General features: G+C 62.0%; 17 protein-coding genes. 8 read left to right on the forward strand and 9 right to left on the reverse strand.

Features of this window, described 5'->3' with window-relative positions; translation table 11 throughout:
• Positions 1-58: 58 nt before the first annotated feature.
• Positions 59-709, forward strand: coding sequence for a tellurite resistance TerB family protein (locus M2366_RS08050; protein WP_224430768.1), 651 nt, complete (start codon positions 59-61; stop codon positions 707-709).
• A 187-nt stretch (positions 710-896) separates the two neighbouring features.
• Positions 897-1,355, forward strand: a complete 459-nt coding sequence (locus M2366_RS08055; RefSeq protein WP_259269458.1) for a GNAT family N-acetyltransferase — start codon at positions 897-899, stop codon at positions 1,353-1,355.
• 43 nt (positions 1,356-1,398) lie between these two features.
• Here the strand turns inward: M2366_RS08055 and M2366_RS08060 are convergent, their stop codons facing one another.
• The gene (locus tag M2366_RS08060; RefSeq protein WP_259269395.1) at positions 1,399-2,826 is read right to left on the reverse strand and encodes a PLP-dependent aminotransferase family protein; all 1,428 of its coding nucleotides are present in this window, start codon (positions 2,824-2,826) and stop codon (positions 1,399-1,401) included.
• A 120-nt stretch (positions 2,827-2,946) separates the two neighbouring features.
• Here M2366_RS08060 and M2366_RS08065 point away from each other — a divergent pair, with 120 nt between their 5' ends.
• The 3 genes from M2366_RS08065 to cydX are packed head-to-tail and all read left to right on the forward strand — an operon-like array spanning position 2,947 to position 5,787.
• Positions 2,947-4,518, forward strand: coding sequence for a cytochrome ubiquinol oxidase subunit I (locus tag M2366_RS08065; RefSeq protein ID WP_259269396.1), 1,572 nt, complete (start codon positions 2,947-2,949; stop codon positions 4,516-4,518).
• Positions 4,518-5,645, forward strand: a complete 1,128-nt coding sequence (gene cydB / locus M2366_RS08070; protein WP_259269397.1) for a cytochrome d ubiquinol oxidase subunit II — start codon at positions 4,518-4,520, stop codon at positions 5,643-5,645. Before M2366_RS08065 ends, cydB begins: the two co-directional genes overlap by 1 nt.
• 28 nt (positions 5,646-5,673) lie before the next feature.
• The gene (gene cydX / locus M2366_RS08075) at positions 5,674-5,787 is read left to right on the forward strand and encodes a cytochrome bd-I oxidase subunit CydX (RefSeq protein ID WP_259269398.1); all 114 of its coding nucleotides are present in this window, start codon (positions 5,674-5,676) and stop codon (positions 5,785-5,787) included.
• 61 nt (positions 5,788-5,848) lie between these two features.
• Here cydX and M2366_RS08080 read toward each other — a convergent pair whose 3' ends face one another.
• From M2366_RS08080 to M2366_RS08105, 6 genes are all read right to left on the reverse strand, one after another.
• Positions 5,849-7,021: an MFS transporter gene (locus tag M2366_RS08080; RefSeq protein WP_259269399.1), complete on the reverse strand. Its 1,173-nt coding sequence runs from the start codon at positions 7,019-7,021 to the stop codon at positions 5,849-5,851.
• Positions 7,022-7,392: 371 nt separating this feature from the next.
• A complete protein-coding gene (gene dkgB / locus M2366_RS08085) occupies positions 7,393-8,196 on the reverse strand; it encodes a 2,5-didehydrogluconate reductase DkgB (RefSeq protein WP_259269400.1) in 804 nt (267 codons plus the stop codon).
• Positions 8,197-8,304: 108 nt separating this feature from the next.
• The gene (locus M2366_RS08090) at positions 8,305-8,598 is read right to left on the reverse strand and encodes a putative quinol monooxygenase (protein ID WP_259269401.1); all 294 of its coding nucleotides are present in this window, start codon (positions 8,596-8,598) and stop codon (positions 8,305-8,307) included.
• 172 nt (positions 8,599-8,770) lie between these two features.
• Positions 8,771-9,136, reverse strand: coding sequence for a VOC family protein (locus M2366_RS08095; RefSeq protein ID WP_259269402.1), 366 nt, complete (start codon positions 9,134-9,136; stop codon positions 8,771-8,773).
• Between the two features lie 40 nt (positions 9,137-9,176).
• Positions 9,177-9,569, reverse strand: coding sequence for a DUF6404 family protein (locus tag M2366_RS08100; RefSeq protein ID WP_259269403.1), 393 nt, complete (start codon positions 9,567-9,569; stop codon positions 9,177-9,179).
• Between the two features lie 204 nt (positions 9,570-9,773).
• Positions 9,774-10,121, reverse strand: a complete 348-nt coding sequence (locus tag M2366_RS08105) for a GFA family protein (protein ID WP_042043435.1) — start codon at positions 10,119-10,121, stop codon at positions 9,774-9,776.
• 275 nt (positions 10,122-10,396) lie between these two features.
• Here M2366_RS08105 and M2366_RS08110 point away from each other — a divergent pair, with 275 nt between their 5' ends.
• Complete coding sequence (locus M2366_RS08110; RefSeq protein ID WP_259269404.1) at positions 10,397-11,299, forward strand: LysR substrate-binding domain-containing protein; 903 nt, start codon at positions 10,397-10,399, stop codon at positions 11,297-11,299.
• A 275-nt stretch (positions 11,300-11,574) separates the two neighbouring features.
• Here the strand turns inward: M2366_RS08110 and glpK are convergent, their stop codons facing one another.
• Positions 11,575-13,077: a glycerol kinase GlpK gene (glpK, locus tag M2366_RS08115; protein ID WP_042043437.1), complete on the reverse strand. Its 1,503-nt coding sequence runs from the start codon at positions 13,075-13,077 to the stop codon at positions 11,575-11,577.
• Positions 13,078-13,107: 30 nt separating this feature from the next.
• The gene (locus tag M2366_RS08120; protein ID WP_042043439.1) at positions 13,108-13,956 is read right to left on the reverse strand and encodes an MIP/aquaporin family protein; all 849 of its coding nucleotides are present in this window, start codon (positions 13,954-13,956) and stop codon (positions 13,108-13,110) included.
• 486 nt (positions 13,957-14,442) lie between these two features.
• On the opposite strand from M2366_RS08120, the gene glpT reads away from it, so the two are divergent.
• Both glpT and M2366_RS08130 read left to right on the forward strand, forming a co-directional pair.
• On the forward strand, positions 14,443-15,798 hold the full coding sequence (gene glpT, locus M2366_RS08125) for a glycerol-3-phosphate transporter (protein ID WP_042043440.1): 1,356 nt from the start codon (positions 14,443-14,445) through the stop codon (positions 15,796-15,798).
• 101 nt (positions 15,799-15,899) lie between these two features.
• A complete protein-coding gene (locus tag M2366_RS08130; protein WP_005901758.1) occupies positions 15,900-16,658 on the forward strand; it encodes a DeoR/GlpR family transcriptional regulator in 759 nt (252 codons plus the stop codon).
• The last annotated feature ends 91 nt before the right edge of the window (positions 16,659-16,749 follow it).

The raw sequence follows: 16,749 nt of genomic DNA on the forward strand, positions 1-16,749 counted from the left end.
TCACCTTGAGTTCAGTGGACGCGACCCAGCATGGGTCACTATGCAACGAGGAGGGCCTATGAAACAAATACTCGATCAACTGCTGGGCAGCGGCAAGAGCTGGCTGAACGATGGCGGTGACAGCCGCAAGGCGCAGATGAAGGGCATGGCGCAAGGTGGCCTGGCCGCCGGGGCCATGGCCTTGTTGCTGGGTAACAAGAAGATCCGCAAATATGGCGGCAAGGTGGCGGCGGTGGGCGGCGCGGCGGCCCTCGGCGGCCTCGCCTACAAGCTCTATCAGGATTGGCAGGCCCAGCAGGGCGGGGCTGCGCAACCGACCCAGCCACTGGACAGCCTGCAGGGCCAGGCGCTGGATGCCCGCGCCACCTTGCTGGTGCGCGCCATGGTGGCGGCGGCCAGGGCTGACGGTCACATCGACGACGCCGAGCGCCAGAAGATCCAGCAGTATCTGACCGAGCAGGGTCAGAGCGATGCGGCGCGCTGGATTGACGCCGAACTGGCGCGCCCCCTCGACCCGCAAGCGCTGGCACGGGAAGTGACCGACATGGAGCAGGCCACCGAGGTCTACCTCGCCTCCCTGCTCACCATAGAGGCGGATCACTTCATGGAGCGCGGCTATCTGGACGAGCTGGCGAGGGCCCTCAAGCTCGATGCCAACCTCAAGGGCAGCATAGAGCGACAGGTGGCCCAGCTGGGAGCCCCGAGCTGACCGTTGGCAAATAGCGGGATAGTCGATAACGCCCCAATCACGGGGCGTTATGTTTTGTGCTTGCCTGGCGGCACGGCCCATTTAGGATGCGATTGACCCTTTTTGTTGTGGCTGACTCCCCCTATGATTGGCCTTTCTCCAGAGATCGCAGGGGATGAAAGTGTCACTCACCGGCAAGGAGCCATCATTGGAAATACGCAAGGCAACCGCGCGCGATATCGACGCCCTCGCGGAACTGAATCGGCAAATATGCGTGATGCATTTTGAACATGTCCCCGAGGTGTTTTGTGGTCCCTCTGCTGAGGATCGCGACTTTCTGCTCGCCGCCATCGGCAGCGAAGAGCGGCTGTTTTGTGTGGCGGTGGAGCATGCTCAGGTGCTGGGGTTTCTGGTGGCAAGAATTGACACCAATGAAGCCATTCCCTTTATCAGCAAGCTCCCCATCTGTCGTATCACCACAGTGGTGGTCGATGAGCGGCGCAGATCCGGCGGCATCGGCAAGGCATTGATCGCCCATTGCGATCAGTGGGCCAAGGCCCAGGATGCGAGCCAAATCCGGCTGGAGGTGATGTCCTTCAACGACAGGGCCAGGTCGTTTTATGAATCCCTGGGTTTCACCCGTCAGTCCGAAATTTACGCCCGATAAGCGCTCCTCCCCTCAGGAGACAAGGCCCCGTCATGGGGCCTTGTTATGTCAGGCTTTCATGGCGACCGAGCTGTTGGTGGATCAGTGCTGCCAACCGGGTCAGGGCCGCTTCCAGCTCAGGGCTCCAGGGATGGGAGCTGTTGAGACGCAGGCAGTGGTTGTGCTGGCCCTGGCTCGAGAACAGCGCTCCGGGCGCCAGCGAGAAACCGCAGGCCAGCGCCTGGGCATGCAGCGCCCGGCTGTCGAGCCGAGCATCAAATTCCAGCCAGAGGAAGTAACCGCCATCCGGGGTGGAGATGCGCACCTCCTCCTGGAAGAGGCGCAGCAGGGCCGCCCGCATCTGCTGCTGGCGCTGGGCCAGGGTGTGGCGCAGGCGGCGAAAGTGGGCATCCACCCCGCCCTGGCGCAGCATGTCGGCCAGCGCCAGCTGGCTCGGCACATTGGTCGACAGGGTCGACATCAGTTGCAGCCGCTGGATGCGCTCGGCATGGGGCCCTGCCACCACCCAGCCGACCCGAAAGCCCGGCGCCAGACACTTGGTCCAGGAGCCGCACAGCAGGCTGTCGCCCCGGGCGTCCCAATGCTTGATGGGGCGAGGCCGCTCCCGGCCAACATAGAGCTCGGCGTAGACGTCGTCCTCCACCAGGGGCACCCGGTGTTCGTTGAGCAGGGCCATCAGCGCCTGCTTGTGGCCATCTGGCATGGTGTGGCCGAGGGGGTGCTGGACGTTGCCCATCAGCCAGCACGCCTTGATGGGACGTTGGGCGAGGGCCTCGGTGAGCAGGGCAAGGTCTATGCCCACCCCGGGGATCACCGGGATTTCCACCACGTTGAGCTTCAAGCGCTCGATGGCCTGCAGGGCGCCGTAGAAGGTAGGGGACTCCACCACCACCCAGTCTCCGGGCTCGGTCAACACCTGCAGGCTGAGGGATAGCGCCTCCATGGCCCCTGTGGTGATGATGATCTCCTGAGGGTCCACCGCCAGGCCGTCGCTGGCGTAACGCTGGGCGATGGCGCGGCGCAGCGCCTCGTTGCCGGGGGGGAGATCCGCGACCGTGCTGAAGGGGTCGAGGCGGCGCATGCAGCTCGCCAGTGCCCGACCTAGCTGGGGGTGGGGGAAGAGGGCGGGATCCGCCACCGCCATGCCAAGGGGCACCAGCGCCCGGGACTTGCTCGCCTGCAGCACCTCGAACACCAGATCGTTGATATCCACCGAGCCGGTGTAGTGCGCCTGTTGCGGGGCGCAGGCTCGCAGCGGTGAGGTGGCGGCCTTGACGTAGTAACCGGACTGGGGCCGCGCCAGGATGAGGCCACGGCTTTCGAGCAGCTGGTAGGCCTGCAGCACCGTCATGGGGCTGAGGGTGTGGGTCTTGCAGCTCTGGCGAATGGAGGGGATGCGCTCCCCCGGCTGCCAGAGGCCGGTCTCTATTTGTTGTTGCAGCAGGGCTGCCAGCTGGCCGTAGCGGGACATGGTGGGCTTAAACTGTTATAGGTGTATTTCACTATAACTGCATCTGTTATAGGTGTCATGGGGCGTGTTGTACTTAACGGGCGAAAAGCTGTCTGTTAAATGCAACATAGAGAGTCCTGCATGATTAACCTGGATGATGTGGTAAGCCTGTCCCGATTGCAGTTCGGGGCCACGGCCATGTTTCACTTCCTGTTTGTGCCCCTCACCCTGGGGCTGTCCTGGATCCTGGTGATCGCCGAATCCGCCTACGTGATGACCGGCAAGGTGATCTACCAGGACATCACCCGCTTCTGGGGCAAGCTGTTCGGTATCAACTTCGTGATGGGGGTGACCACGGGGATCACCCTGGAGTTTCAATTCGGCACCAACTGGGCCTACTACTCCCACTATGTCGGCGACATCTTCGGCGCCCCCTTGGCGGTGGAAGGGCTGATGGCCTTCTTCCTGGAGTCCACCCTGGTGGGCCTGTTCTTCTTCGGCTGGGACAGGCTCTCCCGGGGCCAGCATCTGCTGGTGACGGCGCTGGTGGCGCTCGGCTCCAACCTCTCCGCCCTCTGGATCCTCATCGCCAACGGCTGGATGCAGAACCCGGTCGGTGCCGAGTTCAACCCCATGACGATGCGCATGGAGCTGACCGACGTCACCGCCGTGCTGTTCAACCCGGTGGCCCAGGTCAAGTTCGTGCACACTGTGGCGGCGGGTTACGTGGCGGCTTCCCTGTTCGTGATGGGGGTGAGCAGCTGGTATCTGCTGCGGCGCATGGAGGTGCGCTTCGCCCTGCGCTCCTTCGCCATCGCCTCCGGTTTTGGCCTGGCCGCCATCCTCTCTGTCATCGTGCTGGGGGACGAGTCGGGCTATCGCACCGGGGAGGTGCAGAAGGTCAAGCTCGCCGCCATAGAGGCGGAGTGGGAGACAGAGCCCGCCCCGGCGGCCTTCACCCTGTTCGGCTGGCCGGATCAACACGCCGAGACCACCCACGGGGCCGTCAAGATCCCCTATCTGATGGGCATCATCGCCACCCGCTCCCTGGATGAGGCGGTGACCGGCATCAAGGATCTCAAGGCGCAGCACGAGGTGCGCATCCGCAGCGGCATGCTGGCTTATGGCGCGCTTGAGGCGCTTCGCCAGGATGGTGGCAACAACGCCGCCCGCGCCACCTTCGAGCAGCATCGCCAGGATCTCGGCTACGGTCTGCTGCTCACCCCTCATGCCAAGGACATAGCCAAGGCGGACGAAGGGGCCATCGCGCGGGCGGTGGAGGACTCCGTGCCCCAGGTAGCACCGCTGTTCTGGAGCTTCCGGCTGATGGTGGGCATCGGGGTGGTGTTGCTCGGGCTCTTTGCCGCCGCCTTCCTGCAACTGTGTAGAGGTCGGTTGGTGCAGTCGCCGCGTCTGCTTAAGGCGCTGTTCTGGTGCATTCCGCTGCCCTGGGTCGCCATCGAGGCGGGCTGGTTCGTGGCCGAGTTTGGCCGCCAGCCCTGGACCATCAGCGAGGTGTTGCCGGTGTCGGCCTCGGTCTCCTTGCTGCAGCCGGGCCAGATCTGGTTCAGCCTCATCTCCATCAGCCTCATCTACACCAGCTTGCTGGTGGTGGAGCTGTTCTTGTTGCGTCATGTGATCCGCAAAGGGCCCGCCAGCCTGCAGACGGGTCGTTATCAAGGTGAAGTCTTGGCAAGCGGGAGTGCGCTCTGATGGATTACGAAACCCTGAAAGTGATCTGGTGGGGGCTGGTGCTGTTCATGCTCATCGGCTTCGTGGTGATGGACGGCTTCGATCTGGGGGTGGGCCTGCTGTTGCCCATCGTCGGCAAGACAGATGAGGAGCGACGGGTGCTGCTCAACAGCGTGGGCCCGGTGTGGGAGGGTAACCAGGTGTGGCTCATCGCCGGGGCCGGCACCCTGTTCGCCGCCTGGCCCCTGGTCTATGCCGCCGCCTTCTCGGCGCTCTACGTGCCCTTCATGTTCCTGCTGTTCGGCCTCTTCCTGCGCCCGGTGGGCTTTGACTATCGCAGCAAGCTGGAATCGGCCCAGTGGCGCCGCTGGTGGGACAGGGCCCTGGTGACCGGCGCCCTGCTGCCGACCCTGGTGTTTGGCGCGACCCTGGGCTTCCTGTTGCAAGGCTTGCCGTTTCGCTTCGACTCGGCCCTTCGCATCCACTACGGCGTTTTCGATTTTAACTGGCCGCTGCTGCTGACCTGCATGGGCACGGCGCTGGCCCTGCTGATGCTGCATGGCGCCAGCTTCCTGCAGTGCAAGACCCAGGGGGTGATCGCCGAGCGCTGCGCCCGCCAGAGCCTCTGGCTCGGGCCCCTGGCCAGCGGCCTGTTTGCCCTCGGCGGCCTCTGGCTCAGCCAGATGCGGGGATACCAGATTGCGGAGATTGGCGATCTCAACGGCGCCCTGACGCCGCTGATGAAGCAGGTGACGACGGCGCCGGATGGCTGGCTTGGCAACTTCGTGGCGCACCCGGTGCTCTGGGCTGTGCCTGCCTTGGGCCTGCTGCTGCCGTTGATGAGTACCTTGGCAAGCCACCTCGGCAGAGCGCGCCTGGCGATCCTTGCCAGCGGCGGCGCCTGCGCCAGCATGATGCTGACCATCGCCATCGCCCTGTTCCCCTTTGTGCTGCCTTCGTCCCTGGATCCATCCAGCAGCCTGACCCTGTGGGACGGCACCTCCAGCGAGGGCACCCTGCTCATCATGTTGGGGATAGTGGGGGTGCTGATGCCCATCAACATCGGTTACACCCTCTGGGTCTACCGGGTGGTGCGCGGCAAGGTCAGCACGGATCAGGTTCGCCAGCACGGCCATAGCCTCTATTAACCGTCTTCACCTCAAGGGAGTTTCGACTATGTGGTATTTCACCTGGATTCTGGGGCTGGGTTTTGCCCTGCTCTGCGGCCTGGTCAATCTGCTCTGGCTGGAGGCCCGCTGGGCCGCGGACGAGGATATCAAGGAGTCTTGAGCCCGCCCCTGAAAACGAGAAAGGCCGACACCAGGTGTCGGCCTTTTTTATCTGTCAGCGCTCAGACCGCCAGCGCCAATTTGGCCTCGCGCCGCTCGCTGACGTGGGTCAGGCCGTAGGCCAGCAGCACGATCAGCGCGCCAATCCAGGGGGTGTGCATCAACCCCAGGTGTTCCACCACCAGACCACCGACCACGGATCCCAGCGCTATGCCGACGTTGAAGGCGGCGATGTTGAGGCCGGAGGCCACGTCCACGGCGTTGGGGGTATGGATCTCCGCCTGTTTCACCACCAGCACCTGCAGGCCCGGCACGTTGCCAAAGGCGAAGGCGCCCCACACCAGCACTGTCAGCACCGCCAGCACCGGATGGGGCGCGGTGAAGGTGAGCAGCAACAAGATGAGCGCCAGCCCGGCAAACATCAGCTTCAGGGCGGGCAGTGGGCCCATCTTGTCCGCCAGCTTGCCGCCCCAGATGTTGCCGAACGCAACCGAGACTCCGTACACCAGCAAGATCAGGCTCACAGCATTGGCACCGAAGCCGCTCACCTGCTGCAAGATGGGGGCGAGGAAGGTAAAGGCGGTGAAGGCGCCGCCGTAACCCAGCGCCGTCTTGGCGTAGACCAGCAGCAGCGGCTTCTTGGTCAGCACCGAGAGTTGCTCACGGATGCTGGAAGCAGCACCTTTGGGCAGGTTACTCGGGATCAGCAGCAGGCTGCCCACCATGGCGATGAGGCCCAAGAGGCTCACCACCAGGAAGGTCTCGCGCCAGCCAAACTGTTGACCAATCCAGGTGCCAAGCGGCACGCCGGTCACCAGGGCGACGGTCAGGCCGCTGAACATGATGGCGATGGCGCTGGCCGCCTTCTCTTTGGCCACCAGACCGGTGGCGATGGTGCTGCCCACCGAGAAGAAGACCCCGTGGGCCAGGCCGGTGAGGATGCGGGCGACGATCAGGCTCTCGTAACCCGGCGCCTGCCAGGCCAGCAGGTTGCCAATGGTGAACAGCGCCATCAAGCCGACCAGCAACCACTTGCGCGGCAGCTTGCCGGTGAGCGCCGTCAGCAGCGGCGCACCGATGGCGACGCCGAGGGCATAGAGGCTGACCAGCAGGCCCGCCGAGGGGAGTGAGACATTGAGCTGCTCGGCGATGGTGGGGATAAGCCCCACTATTACAAATTCGGTGGTGCCGATCGCGAAGGCACTCAGGGTGAGGGCAAATAATGCCAGTGGCATAGAAACTCCTTGGATATTGGCTCCCTATGGGAGAAGGAGGCCAGTATGCCCAAGAGCTTTGTTGGCAAAAATGACGATGACATCAAATTACTTTTGCTTAATCAGCAGCAATAACCGAGGGGCGGCGGGTGTTATCGGGCGAGGTAAGGGGGCTGGTAGCGCACCAAACCAAAAAAAGCGGGAGGCACAGTGCCTCCCGCTAGGGGTTGGATAAATATCCCGGATCGTTATTGACTCCCTTCTCCCCTGGCGGGAGAAGGGGCGGGGATGAGGGGGCATTCTATATATGCTGCAAAACTGGCATAGGGTAGCGAAAGATGCTGCTATACCCTCACCCTGGCCCTCTCCCATGGGGAGAGGGAAAAATCCGGTTAGTCCCAGGCCGGGGCGAAGTCCGGATTGGCGCAGCGCTCGCCCCGATCCAGGGTGGCAATCTGAGCCATCTCCTCGGGGCTGAGTTGCACCTTGAGGGCGGCCAGGTTGGCGGCCAGATTTTCCCGCTTGGTGGAGCTCGGGATCACCGCCATGTTCTGGGCCAGCAGCCAGGCCAGGGATACCTGGGCGGCGGAGACGCCATGGCGTGCGGCGATCTGCTGCATCAGGGGCTCGGCGAGCACCTTGCCATAGGCGAGCGGCATATAGGCGGTGACGGCGATGCCCTGCTCGTGGCAGAACTCCACTACCTTGCGGTTTTGCAGCAGCGGGTGAATTTCCACCTGCTGGTGGGCGATGGCGCCCGTACCCAGGATGTCGATGGCCTGTTTGAGCTGGGCGACCGTGAAGTTGGAGACTCCTATCTCCCGGGTCAGGCCCCGGGCTTTGGCCTCGGCCAGCTGCTCCAGGTAGACCGCCATCGGCACCTCATCCTGGGGGGAGGGCCAGTGAATAAGCGCCAAGTCCAGATAGTCGGTGCGCAGTTTCTCCAGGCTCAGCTCCAGGCTCGGGATGAGCTTGCCCTGACCAAACTCGCTGATCCACACCTTGGTGGTCAGGTAGATATCCTGGCGGGGCACGCCGCTTTCGCCCATCAGCTGGCCCACTTCGGCCTCGTTGTCATAGATCTGGGCGGTATCGATGTGGCGATAGCCGAGATCCAGACCCTGCAGCAGGGAGTCGCGCAGGGGTTGCTCTTTCAGGCGGAAGGTCCCCAGACCCATCATTGGCATGTTCATCATCAAATTCCTCATGTTCTGCATTTTTGCGTTCTTGTTTATCGGGGTTGCTCATCAGGCTGGACAGCCATCGTTGGCCGGTCTGCTGGGCAGAAAAGGTGGTGCCGGTGGTCAGCTCAACTGATAGCGGCGAACGGTGCTGCTGGCAAACCAGCCCTGGGTGTTGGCCACGAAGGCGATGAAGTGGGGCTGTTGCTGGTGGGCGTTGAGCGCGTCCTGGCTCTCCCACACTTCATACAGCATCCAGCTGTGAGGGCTGTCCAGGCTCTGGTGCAGCTGGTAGCTGTGGCAGCCGGGCTCTTGCACGCTCGCCGCGACCAGCGGCGTCAGGGCGGCTCGGAACTCGGCACTGAATGCGGGCTTGGCTTCAAGCTGGGCAATGACGACGACAGCAGCAGATGACATCCGAACCTCCTCGTGGAAACGGTGGCCAGTATGCCCGTGGCGAAATGGAGGGAACAGAGCAGCAGTCGCAAAACACTATTGATAATTGAGCATCAATAACGCGGGTTGGCGCCAAGGATTATTGAGTGGCGCCCATGTGGTGTGGAAAGTGGCGGCCTTGCAGGCTATATCATCAGGCCGTGGCTGCCTCCGACCAGACCGCAAATTCATTGCCGCTGGGCTCGACGAAGTGGAAGCGGCGGCCACCGGGGAAATCGAACAGCGGGCGAATGATGGAGCCCCCATGCTGGAACACCTTGGCCTGGGTCGCGGCAATGTCGGCGCTGTAGAACACCAGCAGGGCGCCCCCCTGAGCCGCGTGGCAGCAAAGATCTGCGCGGTAGAAGCCACCATCGAGCCCTTGACCCTCAAAGGCGCAGTAGTCAGGGCCATAGTCCACAAACTGCCAGCCGAAGACGGTCTGAAAGAAGGCCTTGGTCGCCGCCAGATCCTTGGCGGCAAACTCCACATAATTCAGTTTTTCATGGGCCTTGGTCATGGCAGCTTCCTCTTGTTTCAAACGATGTGTGATGACTGGTTCACGATTGTCTGGGCTGCCAGCGCTGCTGGGTCCGCGGCGTGGAGCAGGGCAGTGTCTCCCAGGGGATCAGCTTGAGTTGCCGGCGGCGCCCCCAAAAGAGGGTGGCCATCAGCAGGCCGAAACAGAGGGTGAAGAAACTGGCCTGACGCAGGGCATATCCCAGGCTCACCTCATGCTGCCAACCGAAGCACCACATCAGCAGTCCCCAGATGATGCCCGTCGGTAGCCCCAGCGCGAGCAGGTTGATCATAAAGCGCTCATAGTGGGGCGGTTTCAGTTGCCAGCCGAAGTGGCGCAGCAGACGGCATAGCGGCGGGTTGTAGTTGAGCTCCTTCACGCCCTTGCTAGCCAGCTCTTTATGGGCGGCGAACAGGCGATGTTCAAATAACATGGTGCTTCTCTTGTGTGACGGCATGACAGGGCCGGGCGATGGAGCGCTCCGATCTTCAATAAGGTGGTGCCGATTGTAGCCTTGTTGCTGGCTCGGGTGTTTGCGCCGGATCACATCGTTCCGTGCAGTAGAGGGGTAGAGGGGCAGGCCAGAGGGAAGAGAGGCACCTCCGGCCTGATTGACAACGTCAGATGGTCTCCCTGGCTACAGGGCCCGGCCATCATAGTGATGCACAGGCACGGACTCGGGATCTATGGCTTCCAGGCAACGGATATTGATGGCGGCAACATGGTTGCCATCGGGATCCACCCCCTCACCATAGGGGTGCATGCCGCATACGGGGCAGAATCTGTGTTTGACCACGTGTTTGTTGAAGGTGTAGGTGCTGGCCGCCTCAGGCGGGGTCAGCAACGTCATCTTCTCCCAGGGGACAAACCAGAGCAGAGACCCCTTGCGTTGGCAGATGGAGCAGTTGCAGGCCAGGGCCTGGGTCAGTTCACCATCGGCTTCGAATGCCACTCTGCCGCAGTGGCAGCTTCCCTTGTATTTCATCACCCGACTCCTTGCGTTATATGGTCAGGGCCCTGAGCCGAGGCGGCTCTGTGCTCTTGCGGCCCCGGATCCCGACCGGATGAAGGGCCCGCATCAGTATAGCCATGTCCCATCGAGGGCTGCAGATGGACAGACTGGCGCTGCATGGGGGGCCGCGAGCCTGGGTTCCAAGAAGAAAACAGAGCAGGATCAGGCGCCGTATCCGGGATGACTGCCTTGCCAACTAACCCGCATTGAGCCTATAAAGAGCAAAGACTCTTGCTTGGATGACATCAATGAAGACCCATTCCGATGAACTGACCCTGTTTGTGGCCGTGGTGGAGGCGGGCAGTTTTCGCCAGGCGGCGGAGAACCTGGGGCTGGACAACTCTGTGGTGAGCCGCGGCATCAAGCGGCTGGAGGAGAAGCTCGCGACCCTGCTGCTCAACCGCACCACTCGCCGGGTCAGCCTGACCGAGGAGGGGAGCTGGTTCTATCAGCGGGCGGTGAGGGTGCTGACCGAGATGAGCGAGGCGGAGAGCCATCTGCTCAGCCGCAAGGAGCAGCCGGAGGGAATACTGCGGGTCGATGCCGCTACCCCCTTCATCCTGCATCGACTGGTGCCCCTCATCGGCGAGTTTCGGCGCCGTTATCCCGGTATCGAGCTGCAACTGCACAGCTCGGAGGGCTTTATCAATTTGATGGAGCGGCGGGTGGACATGGCCATTCGCATCGGCGAGCTGACCGACTCCTCCCTGCGCGCCTTGTCGCTCGGGCGCACGCGGTTGCGGCTGCTGGCATCCCCCGCTTACCTGAGCGAGCGGGGCACCCCGCGCCAGCCGGCGGATCTGCTGGCGGGCCACGAGCTGCTGGGCTTTTTGAATCCCGAGCACCTCAATCACTGGCCCCTGCTCACCGAGGAGCAGGGAGACAGGTTCGCCATCACGCCAACCCTGAGGGCGAGTAGTGGTGAGACCCTGCGCCAGCTGGCGCTGGGGGGGCAGGGTATCGTCTGTCTGTCGGACTTCATGACGGGGGAAGACAGGGCGAGCGGCGCCCTGGTGGAGGTGCTGGCCCGCAGCAACAGCGGCGCCTCGCGCCCCATTCATGCTGTGTTCTACTCCGATGCCCAGCGGGATATCCGGCTGCGGGTCTGGCTCGATTTTCTGAAAGAGCAGATTGGCCGCCACGCGCTCTGAGGGGCGCCGCACCGCAGGCATCATGGAGGGCGTGACGCTGCTCGCCCCCCGGGCCACCGCCTGACAGCCCCACAAAGAAACGGGCCGACATTGCTGTCGGCCCGTTGATTATTACCCGTCTCTCTTTCTCTGTTGTGTGCGCTGCATGCACTTTTTATTGATGAGCGGCTGGCTCGCAAGGGATGCAAGTGGTGCTTGGTATCCCCTGGCGATGATGCCCGCAGGCGTGGCCCCGGGGACTGCGCCAGCCGGGATCGGGCGCCGCGCCCCGACTGTTAATCCTCTTCTGCCCAACGAAGGGAGCGCTGGACCGCCTTCTGCCAGCCGCCGTAGAGGCGATCGCGGCGGGCGTCGTCCATTTGCGGGATGAACTCGCGGTCCACGCTGAACTTGTCTTTGAGCTCATCCGCGCTCTTCCAGAAGCCCACGGCCAGACCGGCCAGGAAAGCGGCGCCCATGGCGGTGGTCTCGATGCGAGTCGGGCGTACCACTGGGGTGCGCATCATGTCGGACTGGAACTGCATCAGGAAGTCGTTGGCCACGGCGCCGCCATCCACCTTCAGAGACGCCAGCTTGATGCCGGAGTCTTGCTGCATGGCATCGAGCACGTCGCGGCTCTGGTAGGCGATGGATTCGAGCGCCGCACGGATCACGTGGTTGCGGTTGGTGCCACGGGTCAGGCCGACCATGGTGCCACGGGCGTAGGGATCCCAGTAAGGGGCGCCCAGGCCGACGAAGGCCGGGACCAGGTAGACGCCATTGGTGTCGCCGACTTTGGTGGCGAAGTAGTCGGTGTCCCGGGCATCGTGAATGAGCTTCATCTCGTCACGCAGCCACTGGACGGTGGCGCCACCCATGAACACGGCCCCTTCCAGGGCGTAGTTGACGTCGCCCTTGGGACCGATGGCGATGGTGGTCAGCAGGCCGTTGTTGGAGCGAACCGGCTCGGTGCCAGTGTTCATCAACAAAAAGCAGCCGGTGCCATAGGTGTTCTTGGCCATGCCTTTCTCGAAGCAGAGCTGACCGAACAGCGCCGCCTGCTGGTCACCGGCGATACCGGCGATGGGGATGCGCGCGCCGCCGCCACGGGTGGTGTAGCCATAGACCTCGGAGGAGGGGCGTACCTCGGGCAGCATGGAGGCCGGGATGCCCAGCTCGTCGAGCATGCGTTGATCCCATTTCAGATCACGAATGTTGTAGAGCATGGTGCGCGACGCGTTGGTGGGATCGGTGACATGCACCTCGCCATTGGTCATCTTCCACAGCAGCCAGGTGTCGATGGTGCCAAACAGCAGCTCGCCGTTCATGGCCTGCTCCCGGGCGCCTTCGACGTTGTCGAGTATCCATTTCACCTTGGTGCCGGAGAAGTAGGCATCGACCACCAGACCGGTGTTGTCGCGCACGTACTCTTCCAGGCCACGGGCCTTGAGATCTTCACAGATGGCGGCGGTGCGGCGGCACTGCCAGACGATGGCGTTGTAGATGGGCTTGCCGGTGGCTTTCTCCCAGACGACGGTGGTTTCGCGCTGGTTGGTGATGCCGATGGCGGCGATCTGGTCGCTGTGCAGGCCGCTCTTGGCCAGCACCTCGGTGAAGACGGAGGACTGGGTCGCCCAGATCTCCATGGGGTCGTGCTCGACCCAGCCCGCGTTGGGGTAGTGCTGGGTGAACTCCCGCTGGGAGACGGCCACTATGTTGGCATCCTGATCGAAGACGATGGCGCGGGAAGAGGTAGTGCCTTGGTCCAGGGCGACGACGTACTTTTGTGCAGTAGACATGATGTTCTCCAGGTTTGGATGGGACCGCTCTTAAGCGGCGGCCTCTTCTTTAGCAGTTTGGGCGGCTTGCTCGGTGGCGGCAACACGGTTGCCCGGTACGCAAGGAGCCAGCACTTTCACATAGAGGGCGGTGCCGAGCTGGGCGCCGACGATGGGGCCCAGGATAGGTACCCAGAAGTAGGGGTTGTCACGGCCACCCGTCATGGCGACATCGCCCCAGCCCGCCAGGAAGGCGAACAGCTTGGGACCAAAGTCACGGGCCGGGTTCATGGCGAAACCGGTCAAGGGGCCGAGGGAAGCACCGATGACGGCGATGAGCAGACCAATCAGCAGGGCGGCGGCGAAGCCTTTGGGGGCGCCGTTGTTGTTGTCACCCAGTGCCATGATGCCCAGCATCAGCACGGCGGTGATCACCAGCTCGACCGCGAAGGCTTGCAGGTTGGAGAGCAGCGGGTTGGCGTAGGTAGAGAAGATACCGGCGGTGGCCAGACTCTCCAGGCTGCCGCGCACCACATTATGGGTCAGCTCCCACTGGGTGAACAGGCTGCTGTAGAGGAAGTAGACCAGGGCGGCGGCGCTGAAGGCTCCGGCTATCTGGGCGATGATGAAGGGCACGACCTTGCGCTTGTCAAAACCGGCGAAGGTCATCAGTGCCAGGGTCACGGCCGGGTTCAGGTGGGCACCTGATATGCCGCCGGTCACATAGATGGCGATGGCAACGCCGATCCCCCAAGTGATGGAGATCTCCCATTGGCCGAAGTTGGCGCCAGCCAGCACCAGTGCCGCCACACAGCCGACGCCGAAAAAGATCAGCAGGCCGGTGCCGATGAACTCGGCGAGACATTCGCCAAGCAGGGTATTGGGTCTTTGTATGCTCATTCCTTTATTCCTCTTATCCACCCACAGACAGGTTTTGATGTTCCATGTTTTTTCTTTCATTCCAATTGGCGCCGAGAACCTGCTTGTTGTTTTTGGAGTCTGCGCAAACGTTATGCTCGTTTACGCTCGTTCTCGGACGAATGAGAAAATAAACCTTTCTGGCCTGTTCGCCACATCCCTCTGTTGGGAAATGTGGGCAAGATCCCATTCATTGCTAATAAAATGTGACGAAAAGCAAGGCGTAGCAAGTGGTCTATCCCTTAGGTGTTAGTCTGAGAGCCCCTTGCTATCATGGTTCTGGTCTGATGAGTGTTTGCTCATTAGTGCGCACTTTCTGTAATAAATCTGTAATATTTTCGGTTACATCACAGATTAAATGTTCCTAAATGCGCATAATTGGCTCGCTTACGAATCAAGCTGTACTGATCGTGCGGTGTGCACTGGGCAAGGTCCCACACTCAATAACAACAAGACAAGGAAACTAAGATGCTTAGTTTTTTCAGGCCCGCGCCTCATATCGAGCGTCTGCCGGCTGACAAGGTTGACCCCTTCTACAAGCGCATGCGCTGGCAGATGTTCTTCGGTATCTTCCTCGGATATGCCGGTTACTATCTGGTGCGCAAGAACTTCAGCCTGGCGATGCCCTACCTGGTAGAGCAGGGTTTCTCCCGCGGCGATCTGGGCCTGGCCCTGTCCGGGGTCTCCATTGCCTATGGTCTCTCCAAATTCCTGATGGGGAACGTGTCGGATCGCTCCAACGCGCGCTATTTCCTGTCGGCGGGTTTGCTGCTCTCGGCCGCTATCATGTTCATGATGGGGACCATGCACTGGGCCACGTCCAGCATCGGCATCATGTTCGTGCTGTTGTTCCTGAACGGTTGGGTGCAGGGCATGGGATGGCCCCCTTGTGGCCGCACCATGGTGCACTGGTGGTCCCAGAAGGAGCGGGGTGAAGTCGTCTCGGTCTGGAACGTGGCCCACAACGTGGGTGGCGGCATGATAGGCCCGCTGTTCATCCTCGGCATGGGTTGGTTCAACGACTGGCGCAGTGCCTTCTATGTCCCGGCGGCCGCTGCCGCAGCCATCGCGGTGATCGTCTTCTTCGTGATGCGTGATACTCCGCAATCTGTCGGTCTGCCGCCGATTGAGGAGTACAAGGACGACTATCCGAAGGATTACAACGAGAGTCACGAGCAGGAGTTCTCCGCCAAGGAGATCTTCATGAAGTACGTGCTGCACAACAAACTGTTGTGGTATATCGCCATCGCCAACGCCTTCGTCTACCTCATTCGTTACGGTGTGCTGGACTGGGCGCCGACCTACCTCAAAGAGGCCAAGGACTTCAGCGTGGATCACTCCTCCTGGGCCTATTTCCTCTACGAGTGGGCGGGTATCCCCGGCACCCTGCTGTGCGGCTGGATCTCCGACAAGCTGTTCCAGGGTCGCCGTGCCCCGGCTGGCATCCTGTTCATGGTGCTGGTGACCCTGGCCGTGCTGGTCTACTGGCTCAACCCGGCGGGCAACCCGACCATCGACATGTTGGCGCTGGTTGCCATCGGCTTCCTGATCTATGGCCCCGTCATGCTGATTGGTCTGTATGCGCTGGAGCTGGCGCCCAAGAAAGCGGCGGGTACCGCAGCGGGCTTCACCGGTCTGTTCGGTTACCTGGGCGGCGCAGTCGCAGCCAACGCCATGTTGGGCTACACGGTTGACCACTTCGGCTGGGATGGCGGTTTCATGGTGCTGACCGCGTCTTGCGTGATCTCCATCGTTTTGCTGGCCATGACCCTCAAGCATGAAAATATCGCTGTGGCAGCCAAGGCGGCCGCCAATAAGGCATAAAACGTGATCCTGACCTTATCGATCCCAAAGGGGATAAGGTAAACTCCGAAAGGCCCCGCATCTGCCGGGGCCTTTTTTCGTTTCATCATCGGAGTGCAAGCGTGAAACAAACCCAACGACATCTGGAGATACTGGACGTCCTGACGCGGCAGGGATTTGTCTCGACGGAAGACCTGGTGAGCCATTTCGACGTCAGCCCGCAGACCATACGCCGGGATCTGAACGATCTCGCCGAACAGAACAAGATACGTCGTCACCATGGCGGCGCCTCATTGCATTCGAGTACCGTCAATACCGCATACAGCGCCCGTAAAGTGATGCAGCTCAAGGAGAAAGAGCGCATCGCCCGCGAGGTGGCGGCCAACATTCCCGACGGCTCCTCCCTCTTTATCGACATCGGCACCACCACAGAGGCCATTGCCCGGGCACTGCTCGATCACCGGGAATTGCGCGTCGTGACCAACAACCTCAACGTGGCCAGCATTCTGACCGCCAAGGATGATTTCACCGTCATCATCGCCGGGGGCGAGATCCGCAACAGAGATGGCGGCATAGTGGGGGAGGCGACCCGTGACTTCATCGGCCAGTTCCGCATGGACTACGGTGTCATCGGCATCTCCGGCATCGATGGTGACGGCTCATTGCTCGATTTCGACTATCACGAGGTGAAGATAGCCCAGGCCATCATCGCCCATTCCCGCCAGGTTTTTCTGGCCGCGGATCACACCAAATTCGGCCGTAACGCCATGGTGAACCTGGGCCACCTCAATCAGGTACATGCCCTGTTCACCGACCAGCCCCCTCCCGAGAAGCTGATGCGCATCATGGCTCAGCATCAGATAGAGTGTCATATCTGCTGATGACCCCGGCGCCGCTCCCGCGGCGGTGCCGAGTCGTTTTTCCCGCAGTGCTTGGTCTGGCCGCCCACGGGCGGCCGTTTTGATGGGGGAG

The organism is Aeromonas sp. BIGb0405 (assembly GCF_024807335.1).
GTDB classification, from domain to species: Bacteria; Pseudomonadota; Gammaproteobacteria; order Enterobacterales; family Aeromonadaceae; genus Aeromonas; species Aeromonas rivuli.